Source organism: Pseudothioclava nitratireducens (assembly GCF_029210495.1).
In the GTDB taxonomy this organism is placed as follows: Bacteria; Pseudomonadota; Alphaproteobacteria; order Rhodobacterales; family Rhodobacteraceae; genus Pseudothioclava; species Pseudothioclava nitratireducens.
On sequence record NZ_JARGDK010000002.1, the window covers coordinates 133,844 to 148,067 of the forward strand.

Below are 14,224 nucleotides of genomic sequence, written 5' to 3' on the forward strand. Positions count from 1 at the left end.
GTCACTTCGCGGGCAATGGCCCACCGGCGTCGAGCCCGGACATCATCGCGTCGGCGCGGGCGCGCTCGATCCGCGCCCAGATGGCATTGTCCGCCTCGCCCTGCGGCCAGACACCCGTCAGCGCATAGGCGAAGCGCGGCGAATGGCGCGCCTCGCGCTCGATCCGGTCGATGAACTCCGCGCCGTGATCCGCGATCAGGTCCTCAAGAGGCCCGGCCGCCAGCATCACCACCTGCCAGATCGTGCTGGCCTGTGAAAGCGCCTGACGCACGAAGCTCCAGACCAGGTCCGGGTGATCGCGCAGCTCGAACAGGCAGGCCGCCGACCAAGGGAAATCGTCGTCGCTCTCAGGCTCGACCGCATTTTGGGCAAGCCAGAGCGACACCAATGCCTCCAGCGTGCGAATATCCTCGGGCGCCTCGGCGGCGTTGCAGAGCACTGTCACCAGTTCGGGCGGCAGCGGCGTCACTGCATCATTTCCTTGGTCGCCGAGAGCGTCACACCCTCATAGTCGCGCTCAACCCGGTCGATATCCCATTGCAGGCGCGTCAGGAACACGACATCGCCGTCATGGTCGGTGCTGATATGCTGCTTGTTGGCGTTGACCAGCTTTTCGACCTTATCCTTCGGCCCGAGCACCCAGCGCGCCGAGGTGAATTGCGAAGGCTCGAACCGCACGGGAATGCCGTATTCGATCTCGATCCGGCTCGCCAACACGTCGAATTGCAGCGCGCCGACCACGCCCACAATGAAGCCCGAGCCGATGGCGGGCTTGAACACCTTGGCCGCGCCCTCTTCGGCGAATTGCATCAGCGCCTTTTCGAGGTGCTTGCCCTTCATCGGATCGGTCGCCCGCACCGACTGAAGCAGTTCCGGCGCGAAAGACGGGATACCGGTAAAGCGCAGCTTTTCACCCTCGGTCAGCGCGTCGCCGATGCGCAGTTGCCCGTGGTTCGGGATACCGATGATGTCACCACCCCAGGCCTCTTCGGCCAGTTCACGGTCGGCCGCGAGGAACAGCACCGGGTTCGACACCGCCATCGGCTTGCCGGACCGCACATGCAAAAGCTTCATCCCGCGTTCGAAATGCCCCGAGACCAGCCGCACGAAAGCAACACGGTCGCGGTGCTTGGGGTCCATATTGGCCTGCACCTTGAAGACAAAGCCCGTGACCTTCTTCTCCTCGGGCGCAACCTCGCGTTCGAGCGAGCGGAACACCTCCGGTTCGGGACCGTATTCGCCGATCCCGTCCATGAGTTCCTTCACCCCGAACGAGTTGATCGCAGAGCCGAACCAGATCGGGGTCATATGGCCCTCGAGGAAGGACTGACGGTCGAAGGCGGGCAGCAACTCGCACGCCATCTCGATCTCTTCGCGCAGCTTCGCCAGCAGATCGGCGGGGACGTGCTCGGCCAGTTTCGGGTCATCGAGCCCGGCGATCTTGATGCTCTCGGCAACCTTGTTGCGGTCCGCACGGTCCATCAGTTCAAGCCGGTCATGCAACAGATCGTAGCACCCGAGGAAATCGCGCCCCATCCCGATCGGCCAGCTTGCCGGCGCCACGTCGATGGCGAGGTTTTCCTGAATTTCGTCGATGATTTCGAACGTGTCGCGGCTCTCACGGTCCATCTTGTTACAGAAGGTCAGGATCGGCAGGTCGCGCAGGCGGCACACCTCAAAGAGCTTCCGCGTCTGGCTTTCCACCCCCTTCGCCCCGTCGATCACCATGATCGCGGCATCGACCGCCGTCAGCGTACGATAGGTGTCCTCGGAGAAATCCGAGTGGCCGGGCGTGTCCACCAGATTATACCGATAGCCCGCATATTCAAAGCTCATCGCCGAGGCCGAGACCGAGATCCCACGATCCTGTTCGAGCTTCATAAAGTCCGACCGCGTACGCCGCGCCTCGCCTTTCGCGCGCACCTGCCCCGCCATCTGAATGGCGCCACCAAACAGAAGGAATTTCTCGGTCAGAGTCGTTTTACCGGCATCCGGGTGCGAGATGATCGCAAAGGTCCGGCGGCGGGCGATTTCGGGCGGAAGCGCGGGTCTGTTCGTCATGGTCGAGCCTTTAGCCTGCCCGCGCGAAACGGGCAATGGCAAAGGGGCTTTCAGGCTTTCATCAAACGGCAAATACGCCGGGGTGAATGGCCCGGAACGGGCCAGTGGGGCAGCGCCCCTCCCCCTTAGCGCCCCTGACGCCGGGCCATGAAGGCCAGCCGCTCGAACAGGTGCACATCCTGCTCGTTCTTCAAAAGCGCGCCGTGCAGCTTGGGCAACAGGCTCGCGCCTTCGCGTTGCAGATCATCGGGCGCGAGATCCTCGGCCAGAAGCAGCTTGAGCCAATCCAGAACCTCCGAGGTCGAGGGCTTCTTCTTCAGCCCCGGCGTCTCGCGGATTTCATAGAACTGAGTCAGCGCCGTGGTCAGCAGCGCCTCCTTGATATGGGGGAAGTGCACGCCCACGATCTGCTTCATCACATCGGCATCCGGGAAGCGGATGTAGTGGAAGAAACAGCGCCGCAGGAAGGCATCGGGCAGTTCTTTTTCGTTATTCGATGTGATGATGACCACGGGGCGATGGATCGCGCGGATCGTCTCGCCGGTCTCGTAGACATGGAACTCCATCTTGTCGAGTTCCTGCAAAAGGTCGTTCGGGAACTCGATATCCGCCTTGTCGATCTCGTCGATCAGCAGAACCACCTTGCCCGGTGCCTCGAAGGCCTGCCAGAGCTTGCCCTTGCGGATATAGTTCTTCACGTCGTTGACGCGCGCATCACCTAGCTGGCTGTCACGCAACCGGCTGACGGCGTCATATTCGTAAAGCCCCTGTTGCGCCTTGGTGGTGGATTTGATGTTCCACTCGACCATCGGCAGGCCAAGGCTCGCCGCGACCTGACGCGCAAGCTCGGTCTTGCCGGTGCCCGGCTCGCCCTTCACCAAGAGCGGACGCTCCAGCGCAACGGCGGCATTTACGGCCACCGTCAGGTCCTCGGGGGCGACATAGCTCTCGGTCGATTGGAAACGCATCGTCTCACTCCGGCTTCTCAGGTTCGGGCCGCGACAGTAGCCGCGCCCCAAAATTGCCGCAAGCGCAGTATAGCCTGATCGCACAGGCGGGTCCCAAGCGGCCCTCAGGTCAAATCGAGGGCGTGACATCCCCTGCTGCATGGGTTAATGGAGCGCCCGAGGAGTGCCGGTATGGTTTCTGACACAATCGATAATTTCAGGGGCACGAAGGAAAGGGCAGCCATGAAGGCCGAATCGTTTCTTCCCGATGATTACCGTCCCGCCGAGGACGAACCGTTCATGAACGAGCGCCAGCTCGAATATTTCCGCCGCAAATTGCTGACATGGAAAGCCGAACTGCTCGAGCAATCGGCAGAGACGCTTGAAGGTCTGGCAGAGTCGGCGCGTTCCGTTCCCGATCTGGCCGACCGCGCCAGCGAAGAGACCGACCGCGCGCTCGAACTTCGGACCCGCGATCGCCAGCGCAAACTCGTTTCCAAAATCGATTCCGCGCTGCGTCGCATCGACAATGGCGAATACGGCTATTGCGAAGTCACCGGCGAGCCGATCTCGCTGCGTCGTCTGGACGCACGTCCGATCGCCACGATGACGCTCGAAGCGCAGGAAAAGCACGAGCGCCGCGAGCGCGTCCACCGCGACGACTGATGGCGCGCAGACCCGTGCCCGCGCGGGTTTGACTTCGCTCAAAGACAATGCGCCACCGGCAACCGCAAGGTGCCGGTGGTTTCGTTTCAGGGGAGCCCCGATGCTGATTGGCAAGAAGATTTCCGTTCTGGGCGCCGGGGTTGCGGGGCTGGCTGTGGCGCGCGCTCTGGCGCTGCGCGGGGCCGAAGTGACGGTCTTTGAACAGGCTGACGCCATCCGCGAAGTGGGCGCCGGCTTGCAGATCTCCCCCAATGGCGCGCGGGTGCTGCATGCGCTGGGGCTGGGCGAGGCGCTGTCGGAGGCCGGGCCACGCGCCGAGGCGGTTCAGCTGATCGACGGCGAGACCGAAGCGCAGGTCGCGCGGCTGGAGCTTGCGCGCCTCAGGCCCGGTGCCGAATATCGCTTTATCCATCGTGCGCGCCTGATCGACTTTCTGGCCGAGGGTGCGCGCGAGGCGGGCGTTCAAGTGCGGCTGCTGCAACAGATCGACTCGGTCGAACTGGGCGATCACCCGCCGCGCATGATCACCTATCAGGGCGCCGAGATCGAGTCGGACCTGCTGATCGGCGCGGACGGGCTGCATTCGAAGGTGCGGCAGGCGCTCAACGGCACGATCGCGCCGTTCTTTACCCATCAGGTCGCCTGGCGCGCGCTGATCCCCTGCGGCGATGACGCCCCGAATATCGCGCAAGTGTTCATGGGCGCGGGCAAGCATGTGGTGAGCTACCCGCTCGGGCGCGGCCTGCGCAACATCGTCGCCATCGAAGAGCGCCGCCGCTGGGTCGAAGAAAGCTGGACCCTGCGCGACGATCCGATGACGCTGCGCGCCGCGTTCGAGGATTTTGGTCCGACCGTGCGCGGCTGGCTCGATGAGGTGCAATCGCCGTGGCTATGGGGGTTGTTCCGGCACCCGGTGGCGCGGGCCTGGCACGGGCCGGGCGCTGCGATCCTCGGCGATGCGGCCCATCCGACCCTGCCCTTCCTCGCCCAAGGCGCGGTCATGGCCATCGAGGACGCGTGGGTGCTCAGCGAGGCGCTTGCCACGCATGACACCTCCGAGGCCGCCTTTGCCGCCTATCAGACCGCGCGGCGCGCCCGTTGCGAGCGCATCGTCGAGGCCGCGAACAAGAACGCGCGCAATTATCACCTCTCGGGGCTGTCGCGCACGCTGGCCCATACCGGGCTGCGCAGCGTGTCGCGGTTCGCGCCCGCCCGGCTCTTGTCGCGGTTCGACTGGGTCTACGATCACGATGTCACGGCGGGCGCGCCCACCTGAACTGGCGCAAGGGGGCGCTGCCCCCTCTGGCGCTATGCGCCATTCACCCCCGGGATATTTCACGCGATTGGAAGCAGGCTCATCATCTGCATGACGATTTCGGGCATTTCCATGTCGCGGCGGGGCTTTGCCTTCCGCGCGGCTCGGCCTAGAACGAGGGCAGGAAACGGGAGAGCGACATGGTCGAGGACGCGCTGGTTATTTTCACGCCTTCGGGCAAACGCGGTCGGGTGGCAAAGGGCACGAGTGTGCTTGAAGCCGCACGCAAGCTTGGAGTCGATCTCGATTCGGTCTGCGGCGGGCGCGGCATTTGTTCGAAATGCCAGATCACGCCGGGCTATGGCGATTTCCCGAAACACGGGGTGAAGGTCGCGGAGGATGCGCTGTCGGCCTTCAACGCCGTCGAGGAGCGCTACGACCGCGTGCGCGGGCTCAAGCCCGGGCGGCGACTGGGCTGTCAGGCCTGCATTCAGGGCGATGTCGTGCTCGACGTGCCGCCCGAGAGCCAGGTCCACAAGCAGGTGATCCGCAAATCCGCCTCCGAGCGGGTGATGGAGATGGACGCCGCGGTGCGGCTCTGTCTCGTGGATGTGGCCGAACCCGATATGCATGTGCCCACGGGCGATTTCGAGCGACTGGCGGCGGCACTTGAAGAGGCTTTCGGGATCAAGGGCTTGCAGGTCGATATTGAAGTCCTGTCGAAACTTCAGTCGGTGCTGCGCAAAGGCAAATGGCAGGTCACCTGCGCGATTTGGCAAGATGGCGGGGCGCCGCGTCTTGTGGGCCTGTTCCCCGGTCTGCGCGAGACCCCGGTCTATGGGCTGGCGATTGATCTGGGATCGACCACCATCGCGGGGCACCTTGTCGAGCTTGGCGCAGGCGCCGTGCTCGCCTCGTCGGGCCTGATGAACCCGCAGATCCGCTTTGGCGAAGACCTGATGAGCCGCGTTTCCTACGCCATGATGAACAAGGGCGGTGACGTCGAAATGACGGCGGCTGTGCGCGCAGCGCTTGGCGATCTGACGCAGGCGCTGGCCGAAGAGGCGGGCGTGAGCGCCGACGAGATCGTCGAGACGGTGATCGTCTGTAATCCGGTCATGCATCATCTGGTGCTGGGCATCGACCCGGTGGAACTCGGCCAAGCCCCCTTCGCGCTCGCGCATTCCGGCTCGGTGACGGTGCCTGCACGCACGCTCGGGATGCCGATTGCCCCCGGCGCGATGACCTACCTTCTGCCGCTGATCGCGGGCCATGTGGGCGCGGATGCGGCGGCGGTGGCCCTCTCCGAGTCGCCCGAGACGCGCGACGACCTGTCGTTGATCGTCGATGTGGGCACCAATGCCGAGATCCTGCTCGGCAACAAGACCCGGGTCCTCGCCTGTTCGTCACCGACCGGCCCGGCCTTCGAGGGCGCGCAGATCAGTTCGGGACAGCGCGCGGCGCCGGGCGCCATCGAACGCATCGAGATCAACCCTGAAACGCGCGAGCCGCGCTTCCGCATCATTGGCAACGAGCATTGGTCGGACGAGCCGGACTTCGGCACGCCTCAGATCACGGGGATTTGCGGCTCGGGCATCATCGAAGCGGTGGCCGAGATGCGCATGGCCGGGATCCTGGACGCCTCGGGCCTCATCGGTTCGGCGGAACAGGTCGGGACACCGCGCTGTGTCGCAACCGGGCGGACGCATGAATATGTGATCTACGATGGCCGCCCGGACGGCCCGCGCATCACTGTGACCCAAGGCGATATCCGCGCCATTCAGCTTGCGAAATCGGCGCTCTACGCAGGCGCGCGTCTGTTGATGGACGAGATGGGCGTGGACCGGGTGGACCGCGTGGTCCTCGCCGGGGCCTTCGGTGCGCATATCTCGGCCAAACATGCGATGGTGCTGGGCATGATCCCGGACGCGCCGCTTTCGCAGGTGTCGAGCGCGGGCAACGCCGCAGGCACCGGCGCGCGCATGGCGCTTTGTTCGGTGGCGGCGCGCCGTGCGATCGAGGCGCAGGTGCGCCGCATCCACAAGGTCGAGACCGCGATCGAGCCCCGTTTCCAAGAGCATTTCGTGGCCGCCAACGCCATGCCCCATGCCAGCGACCCGTTCCCCGAACTCTCCAAGATCGTCACTCTGCCGGATGTTTCGTTCAACACCGGCGGCGACGAGGGCCGCGGCGCCCGGCGGCGGCGGACACGCGGATAAAAATCGCTGCATGCGCCCGCTTGACGACAGCGGGCGCATGACATACCTAGCGCGCAGCACCATGCGGGTATGATGTAATGGTAGCCTGTCAGCTTCCCAAGCTGAACGCGCGGGTTCGATTCCCGCTACCCGCTCCAAGCTTCCCCGGAATAGAAATCGAACGGACCTCAACGGGTCATTTCGGCATGAGCCGATAGAGACCACCCTCCTCCGAGTCCTCGATGATCCAGAGCGCGCCCGCCTCATCCTCGGCCACGTCGCGCACGCGCATCCCCAGATCCCAACGGTCGAGTTGCTGCGTCCCATCCGGCGAGACACGTACAAGCCCCTCGCCGCGCAGCCCGCCGATCAACAGGCTCCCGCGCCAGTCGGGCCAAGCCTCTCCCGACACCGCGATCATCCCCGATGGCGCAATCACCGGGTCCCACCAGAGCGTCGGCGCGGCGAATTCGGGCCGTGTGTCGTGATCAGGGATCGGAAGGCCAGAATATTGCCGCCCGTTCGAGACTTCGGGCCAGCCGTAATTCTCGCCCGGCTCAAGGCGGTTCAACTCATCGCCACCGCGCGGCCCCATCTCATGAAGCCAAAGCGCCCCGCCCGCGCCAAAGACCAGCCCATAGGGATTGCGATGCCCCGTCGTGTAGCTGAGCGCGCGCACGCCGCCCTGATCGGCCCAAGGGTTCCCCGGTGCGGGCGCCCCGTCCAGTGTCATCCGCAGCACCTTGCCACGCGGATTATCCGGGTCCTGCGCGGTGTCGGGCTGCATCCGGTCGCCCACCGTCAGGTAGAGCATCCCGTCCGCACCAAAAGCGATGATGCCGCCCGGCTGCCCACGACCGCCCGGCGTCTGGGACCAGATCGTCTCGGTCCCTTCCAGCCGCCCTTCGCCTAGCCGCGCGCGCGCCAGAACCAGCGCATTGCCGGGCGAGACATAGGTGAAATAGACCTGCGCGCTTTGGGCGAAATCGGGCGCGGGGACGATATCGAGGAACCCGTTCTGCCCGGAATACTGCACGTCGGGCACACCCGCGACCTGCTCGGCCGTCCCTGACGAAACCAACCAGAGTTCTCCGGGTTTGGTGCTGACCAGCAACCCATCGTCCGGCAGCGCTGCAACCGCCCATGGCGTGTCGAACTGCGCCACCTGCTCTAATCTGAATGGCGCCGCACTCAACGGCTCTGGCGCGATCCCGCCCGCATTTTGCGGGTCCTGCGCATCCGCGCAGCCCGGCACCACCAATCCCAAAGCCAAAACCCAAGATTTCCGCATGAACACAACCTCCTGCGCCCAAGGATAGGGCGCAGCGCTGGCGCGTCCATGCTTTCTTCAAACCGGAAATACGCCCGCCGGAGGCCTCCCGCGCAGGTCATCCGCGCTGAAGGCGAGAAAGCGCGCTCAGCCCGCTGCGGCCTCTGCCGCGTGCACGCGGATCCGCTCGACCATCGCGCGCAGCCCGTTCGAGCGCTGTGAAGAGAGATGCTCGTTAAGACCAAGGCGCCCAAGTTCGGCCACGGCATCGACGCGCCCGACCTCGGACACGCTCAGCCCCGAATAGAGGGCATGCAGAATGGCGATCAGCCCGCGCACGATCATCGCATCCGACTCGCCCTCGAAATCGAACCGCGCCCCCGGCCCGGTGCCCTCGATCCGCGGCATCAGCCAGACTTGGCTCGCACAGCCCTCAACCTTGGTCGCGGGCACTTTCAGCGCCTCGTCCATCGCGGGCATCGCCTTGCCCATCTCGATCACATGGCGGTAGCGATCCTCCCAATCGTCGAGGAAGTCGAAGGTCTCGGCAATCTCTTCGAAGGCTTCGGTGGCCATGCGCCTCTCCTTTGGCAGTTTTCCCCTGCCTAGCGCGCCCGTGCGCTCCGGTCCAGAGCCCGCACCCCATGCCACGCCCGAGGCGGCTTTTCAAAAGCCCCGCAATGGGCTAGGCAAGGGTCAGGCGCACCGCCCCAAGGACCCGAGGACCGCATGAGACTGCCGCTTATCGCCCTGCTCGCCCTCTCGATGACCGTATCGGGCTGCGGCTTCCGTGACAGCAAGCTGAACCCGTTCAACTGGTTCGGCAGCGACGAAGAGATGACCACGCTCGAACCCACCGAAGGCTATGCCGAGGCGCTTGGCGATTTCCGCGTTCCGGTCACTCAGGTCACCCGCCTCGAGGTGAAACAGACCACGAGCGGGGCCATCGTCTCCGCCGCTGGCCTGCCCCCGACGCAGGGCTGGTGGGATGCCGAACTTGTCGCTGAAAATGACGGCTACGCGGTGGACGGCGTGATGAGCTACCGGTTCGTCGTCGCCGAGCCGCAACCCGGCACCCCGGTCGCATCCCGCGTCTCGACCCCGCAATCGCGCGAAGTCACCGCCGCCGCCTATATCAACACGACCCGCCTGCAATCGGTGCGCAAAATCGTCGTAACCGGCGCCGGAAACGCCCGCTCGGTCAGCCGCTGAAACCAAAGCTGATGACAAAAGAAAACCCACCGTCGTGGCGGGTTTTCTTTGATATTAAGGGCGCTTGAGGGGCATTCTTAAACCGCCACCACCCGCACCGCGCCCCCCGAGGCTGTCAACGCAACCTCGCCGTGGGCGAGGCGCAGCGCGTCCCGGCCAAACACCTCAAGGCGCCAGCCTGTCAGCGCGGGAACGTCCCGTTTGCCCGCAGCGATCCGGTCCAGATCGGAAGAACTCGCAATCAGCTTGGCCGCCACCCCTGCCTCGGAGCTTTTCGCCTTGAGCAGCACACGCAAGAGATCGGCCAGAGCGGTGTTCACCTGAAGCTGTGCGCCATTGTCAGGCACGCGGGGCATATCCTCGGGCTTGACCGCCAGCCCCTCTTTCACCGCCTGCAAAATACCGTCCGCGATCTCACCCTTGCGGGCCTCGCGCAGAAGCAGACGCGACTTCGAGAGTTCCTCATGGCTTTGCGGCTTGGTCGAAGCCAGTTCGAGCAGCGCGTCATCCTTGAAGATACGCGAGCGCGGGATATTGCGGTTTTGCGCATATCCTTCGCGGAAACGCGCAAGCTCGCGCACGACGGCCATGAAGCGGCCCGAATTGGTGCGCGTCTTGACCCGCTGCCACGCATCCTCGGGGCGGGTGATATAGGTCTCGGGGTTCAGGAGGATCGCCTCCTCCTCTTCGACCCAAGCCTCACGGCCCGATTTCTTCAGCTCCGCCGACAGAAATTCGTAGATCACCCGCAGGTGGGTCACATCCGCCACCGCGTATTTCAACTGCGCATCGGTCAGCGGGCGGCGCGACCAGTCGGTAAAGCGCGAGGTCTTGTCGAGATTCTCGCGCGCGATCTTCTTGACCAGCGTCTCGTAGCCCACCTGCTCGCCGAAGCCGCAGACCATCGCCGCGATCTGCGTGTCGAAGAGCGGATCGGGGAACACGCCCGCCTCGGTGAAGAAAATCTCGAGATCCTGCCGCGCCGCGTGGAACACCTTCACCGTCTTCGTATGCCGGAAAAGATCGTAGATCGGTTCGAGCGAGATCCCATCGGCCAGCGGATCGACCAGCACCGCCTCCCCCTCTTGCTTGCCCTTGTTGGGCAACGCCATCTGCACGAGGCAGAGCTTGGACCAATAGGTCCGCTCACGGAGGAACTCGGTATCGACGGTGACGTAGGGCTCTGCCTTGGCCTTCTCACAGAACGCGGCAAGGGCTTCGGTGGTGGTGATCGTGTGCATTCACGCGCTTTCATCTGGTGCGGGGTCATCCCGCCGTCACATTTCCTTTAGGCGAGCGCGCCTGAAATGAAAACCCTTCTGGCGCTCAGAGCATGACGGGCGTGCGATCGCCTGCCACGAAGCGGCGCAGCACCGCCGGGTACAGCCTGTGCTCCTGCACGAGCACCCGCGCGGCAAGCGTTTCGGGCGTGTCACCCGGCTCCACCGGCACCCGCGCCTGCCCGAGGATCGGACCGTCATCAAGGATCGGTGTGACCTCATGGACAGTACAGCCCGCCTCGGGGTCCCCCGCCTCGATGGCGCGGGCATGGGTGTGAAGGCCCGGATATTTAGGTAGAAGCGAGGGGTGGATATTGAGCATCCGCCCCGCGAAATGACCGACGAAATCAGGTGTCAGCACCCGCATGAAACCGGCCAGACAGATCACATCCGGCTCGGCTGCGAGGATCGGCTTCAGAAGCTCGGCCTCGAATGCGGCGCGATCCTTGCCAAAGGGACGATGGTCGATGGCCGCCGTCGGAACTCCCATCCGTGCGGCCTTTTCAAGACCCGCAGCGGCGGCATCGTTCGAGGCGACCAGAACCGGTTCGGCATAGCCTTCGGCCTGCATATCCTCGACGAGGCGGACCATGTTCGACCCGCCCCCGGAAATCAGGATCGCGACGCGCTTGAGGCTCACAGAAGCTTGCCCTCATAGGCGACGCCCTGCCCCTCGGTCACGGTGCCGATGCGGGTCACACGTTCGCCCGCCTCGCTCAGCAAGGCCGCGATGGCGTCGGCGCGGTCGGCCGCGACCACGACGATCATGCCGATGCCCGAGTTGAAGGTCTTGAGCAGTTCCGCCTCTTCCATCCCTGCGGTCTCCGCCAGCCAGCGGAAGACCGGCGGCAGCTCCCAGGACGAAAGATCAATCTGCGCGCCCAGCCCCTCGGGGAGCACGCGCGGCAGGTTCTCGGTCAGACCGCCGCCGGTTATGTGGGCCAGCGCATGCACGCCGCCCGCGCGCACTGCGGCAAGGCATTGCGTCACATAAAGCCGCGTCGGCGCAAGCAACGCCTCGCCAAGCGTGCCCTCCGAGAAGGGCGAGGCCGCATCCCAGCCCAGACCCGACAGCTCGACCACTTTGCGCACAAAGCTGTAGCCGTTCGAATGGACCCCGTTCGAGCCGAGCCCGAGCAGCACGTCGCCCGCCTGAACACCCGCCGGAAGATCGGCCCCGCGCTCCATGGCGCCAACCGCAAAGCCCGCGAGGTCGAAATCGCCCTTGTGATACATACCCGGCATCTCGGCGGTCTCGCCCCCGATCAGCGCGCAGCCCGATTGCGCGCAGCCCTCGGCGATCCCTTCGATGATGCGGGTCGCCTGATCCACGTCGAGTTTGCCGGTTGCAAAGTAATCCAGGAAGAACAGCGGCTCCGCACCTTGGCACACCAGATCGTTCACGCACATCGCCACGAGGTCGATGCCGATCGTGTCCACCACACCCGTGTCGATCGCGATGCGCAGCTTGGTGCCCACGCCATCGGTCGCGCCGACGAGAATCGGATCGCTGTAACCCGCCGCCTTCAGATCGAACAGCGCGCCAAACCCGCCCAGCCCCGACATCGTGCCCGAGCGCTGTGTGCGCCTGGCCGCCGGCTTGATCCGCTCCACCAGCGCATTGCCCGCATCGATATCGACACCGGCATCGGCATAGGTCAGGCCGCTCTTCTTCTCGCTCATGGGCTTGCTCCGGGCTGAGGATTCCTTTGCGCAGAGCGTTATCGCAGGACGCCGCGCGGGGCAACGCCAACCGGGCTGCACGCGCAGGATTCTTGACGCCACCGCGCCCCGTGATATGGAAACGGCACGCGTGGCGTCAGGTGGGCCTGTAGCTCAATTGGTTAGAGCAGGGCGCTCATAACGCCTTGGTTGCGGGTTCAAGTCCTGCCGGGCCTACCAGCCACGCGGCTGTTGTCAGTCTGCCAGAAATATCCCGGGGGTGAGGGCCAACGGCCCGAAGGGGGCAGCGCCCCCTGGTGTCCCGACCGGTCAATGCCCGGTCATCCCCTTGCGGATGCGCCGCACCATCAGCCAGACGCCGAGGATCACCAGCGGCGTCGCGCCCGCCAGTACCAGCTCCTTGGACGCGCCGATCTGCTTGGCGAGCGGGTAGATCAGATACCCCACAAGGCTCACCGCATAATAGCTGATGGCCACGACCGAGAGTCCCTCGACCGTGTGCTGAAGCCGCAATTGCAGGTCCGAGCGGCGATCCATGCTTTCGAGCAGCTTCTGGTTCTGCGCAGAGCGGTCGACATCGACCCGTGTCCGCAGAAGTTCCGCCGTCCGCGTCGCGCGTTCCAACATCGCATTCAACCGGCTTTCGGCCGAATGCACCGTCCGCACCGCCGGATCGTAGCGGCGCGTCATGAATTCCTTGAGCAACTGCCGCCCCTCGAAGCGGCTCTCGCGCAGGACCGAAACCCGTTCGCGCAGGATCGCCTCATAGGCCCCGGTCGCGCCAAAGCGGAACGAGTGTTGGACCGCCAGCGCCTCCAGCTCCCCCGAGATGGTCAGAAGGTCGTTCAACATCCCCTCGGGATCGAGCGGCGCATGGGCCATCGCCTCGACCAGTTCCGAGAGCTGCGGCTCCAACTCGTTGAGGCGCTTCATCAGCGAGCGCGCCCGCATCAGGCCAAGCATCGACATCGCGCGGTAGGTCTCGATCTCGCAGATGCGCTGCACGATGCGCCCGATCCGCCCCGGCCCGGTGCCGGGTTGAACGAAGATCGCGAACCGCATCTGCCCCGCCGGGTCGATCCTGAAATCGCCCGCGATCACCGCCGCCCCATCCAGGATCCAAGCACAGACGAGGCTCTCGGGTACGAACCAATCGGCAAGTTGCGGGGCGATAGCCTCCGGGTCCTCGGGCAATTCCTCGATGCGGATCTGGATCGCCGCGATCCGCCCGCCGGGCGCCGCCTCGATCCAGTCAGCCGGCAAGATTGCCGTTTCCGCCGGATCATAGGGGCGCGAGGACACACCCGGCGCATGGGCGAGAAATGTCGTGAATTCGGTATGGCTTTCCCATTTGAGCGCATGCCGACCGATCTGCCCTGTGTAATGGGTGATCCCCTCCTGCGGCAGGTTCGGCGCCCCGTGGCGCGTCAGCAGCGAGGTCAGGTGGGTGAAGTCGCGGTGCCGGTCCCTGTTGGCCGCGTCGCGCGGCTCTTTGAAGGCGACGTAGACCGCATGGCCCGGCACGCTGATCTGCGGATAGGGCCGCGCGTGCAGCTCGTTCACCAGCGCGTAGCGCTGCGGATGATCGTCAATCGGTGCCATCGGTCGCCTTCACCAGGATGAACTGTCTGGATAGCGGAAAACCTCCGCAA

General features: G+C 64.9%; 13 protein-coding genes and 2 tRNA genes. 6 read left to right on the plus strand and 9 right to left on the minus strand.

Annotated features, from left to right (window positions below; all coding sequences use genetic code 11):
• Position 1 precedes the first annotated feature (1 nt).
• The 3 genes from P0X85_RS02845 to P0X85_RS02855 form a co-directional block, all read right to left on the minus strand.
• A complete protein-coding gene (locus tag P0X85_RS02845) occupies positions 2 to 469 on the minus strand; it encodes a DUF6869 domain-containing protein (RefSeq protein ID WP_275808134.1) in 468 nt (155 codons plus the stop codon).
• Positions 466 to 2,061, minus strand: coding sequence for a peptide chain release factor 3 (locus tag P0X85_RS02850; protein ID WP_275808137.1), 1,596 nt, complete (start codon positions 2,059 to 2,061; stop codon positions 466 to 468). The genes P0X85_RS02845 and P0X85_RS02850 overlap by 4 nt, the downstream gene beginning before the upstream one ends.
• 125 nt (positions 2,062 to 2,186) lie before the next feature.
• Positions 2,187 to 3,029, minus strand: a complete 843-nt coding sequence (locus P0X85_RS02855; RefSeq protein WP_275808141.1) for an AAA family ATPase — start codon at positions 3,027 to 3,029, stop codon at positions 2,187 to 2,189.
• A 222-nt stretch (positions 3,030 to 3,251) separates the two neighbouring features.
• Between P0X85_RS02855 and dksA the strand changes: the two genes are divergently transcribed.
• The 4 genes from dksA to P0X85_RS02875 all read left to right on the plus strand — a co-directional run bounded on the left by dksA (position 3,252) and on the right by P0X85_RS02875 (position 7,285).
• Complete coding sequence (dksA, locus tag P0X85_RS02860; protein WP_275808144.1) at positions 3,252 to 3,674, plus strand: RNA polymerase-binding protein DksA; 423 nt, start codon at positions 3,252 to 3,254, stop codon at positions 3,672 to 3,674.
• 100 nt (positions 3,675 to 3,774) lie between these two features.
• Positions 3,775 to 4,950, plus strand: a complete 1,176-nt coding sequence (locus P0X85_RS02865; RefSeq protein WP_275808146.1) for an FAD-dependent monooxygenase — start codon at positions 3,775 to 3,777, stop codon at positions 4,948 to 4,950.
• 179 nt (positions 4,951 to 5,129) lie between these two features.
• On the plus strand, positions 5,130 to 7,148 hold the full coding sequence (locus tag P0X85_RS02870; RefSeq protein ID WP_275808149.1) for an ASKHA domain-containing protein: 2,019 nt from the start codon (positions 5,130 to 5,132) through the stop codon (positions 7,146 to 7,148).
• A gap of 63 nt (positions 7,149 to 7,211) precedes the next feature.
• A tRNA-Gly gene (locus tag P0X85_RS02875) sits at positions 7,212 to 7,285 on the plus strand.
• A 38-nt stretch (positions 7,286 to 7,323) separates the two neighbouring features.
• Here the strand turns inward: P0X85_RS02875 and P0X85_RS02880 are convergent.
• Positions 7,324 to 8,418 carry a PQQ-dependent sugar dehydrogenase gene (locus tag P0X85_RS02880; protein WP_275808153.1) on the minus strand — a complete coding sequence of 365 codons (1,095 nt, stop codon included), beginning with the start codon at positions 8,416 to 8,418 and terminating at the stop codon, positions 7,324 to 7,326.
• Between the two features lie 126 nt (positions 8,419 to 8,544).
• Positions 8,545 to 8,973 carry a SufE family protein gene (locus P0X85_RS02885; protein ID WP_275808156.1) on the minus strand — a complete coding sequence of 143 codons (429 nt, stop codon included), beginning with the start codon at positions 8,971 to 8,973 and terminating at the stop codon, positions 8,545 to 8,547.
• 153 nt (positions 8,974 to 9,126) lie between these two features.
• Between P0X85_RS02885 and P0X85_RS02890 the strand changes: the two genes are divergently transcribed.
• Positions 9,127 to 9,609: a hypothetical protein gene (locus tag P0X85_RS02890; protein WP_275808159.1), complete on the plus strand. Its 483-nt coding sequence runs from the start codon at positions 9,127 to 9,129 to the stop codon at positions 9,607 to 9,609.
• A gap of 77 nt (positions 9,610 to 9,686) precedes the next feature.
• On the opposite strand, the gene rnd is transcribed toward P0X85_RS02890, so the two are convergent.
• The 3 genes from rnd to purM all read right to left on the minus strand — a co-directional run bounded on the left by rnd (position 9,687) and on the right by purM (position 12,572).
• Positions 9,687 to 10,850 carry a ribonuclease D gene (rnd, locus tag P0X85_RS02895; protein WP_275808162.1) on the minus strand — a complete coding sequence of 388 codons (1,164 nt, stop codon included), beginning with the start codon at positions 10,848 to 10,850 and terminating at the stop codon, positions 9,687 to 9,689.
• Positions 10,851 to 10,935: 85 nt separating this feature from the next.
• The gene (purN, locus tag P0X85_RS02900) at positions 10,936 to 11,529 is read right to left on the minus strand and encodes a phosphoribosylglycinamide formyltransferase (RefSeq protein WP_275808165.1); all 594 of its coding nucleotides are present in this window, start codon (positions 11,527 to 11,529) and stop codon (positions 10,936 to 10,938) included.
• The gene (gene purM / locus P0X85_RS02905; protein WP_275808168.1) at positions 11,526 to 12,572 is read right to left on the minus strand and encodes a phosphoribosylformylglycinamidine cyclo-ligase; all 1,047 of its coding nucleotides are present in this window, start codon (positions 12,570 to 12,572) and stop codon (positions 11,526 to 11,528) included. Before purM ends, purN begins: the two co-directional genes overlap by 4 nt.
• A gap of 142 nt (positions 12,573 to 12,714) precedes the next feature.
• Between purM and P0X85_RS02910 the strand changes: the two genes are divergently transcribed.
• Positions 12,715 to 12,791: transfer RNA gene (locus tag P0X85_RS02910), tRNA-Ile, on the plus strand.
• A gap of 90 nt (positions 12,792 to 12,881) precedes the next feature.
• Here the strand turns inward: P0X85_RS02910 and P0X85_RS02915 are convergent.
• A complete protein-coding gene (locus tag P0X85_RS02915; protein WP_275808171.1) occupies positions 12,882 to 14,174 on the minus strand; it encodes a DUF3422 family protein in 1,293 nt (430 codons plus the stop codon).
• Between the last annotated feature and the right edge of the window lie 50 nt (positions 14,175 to 14,224).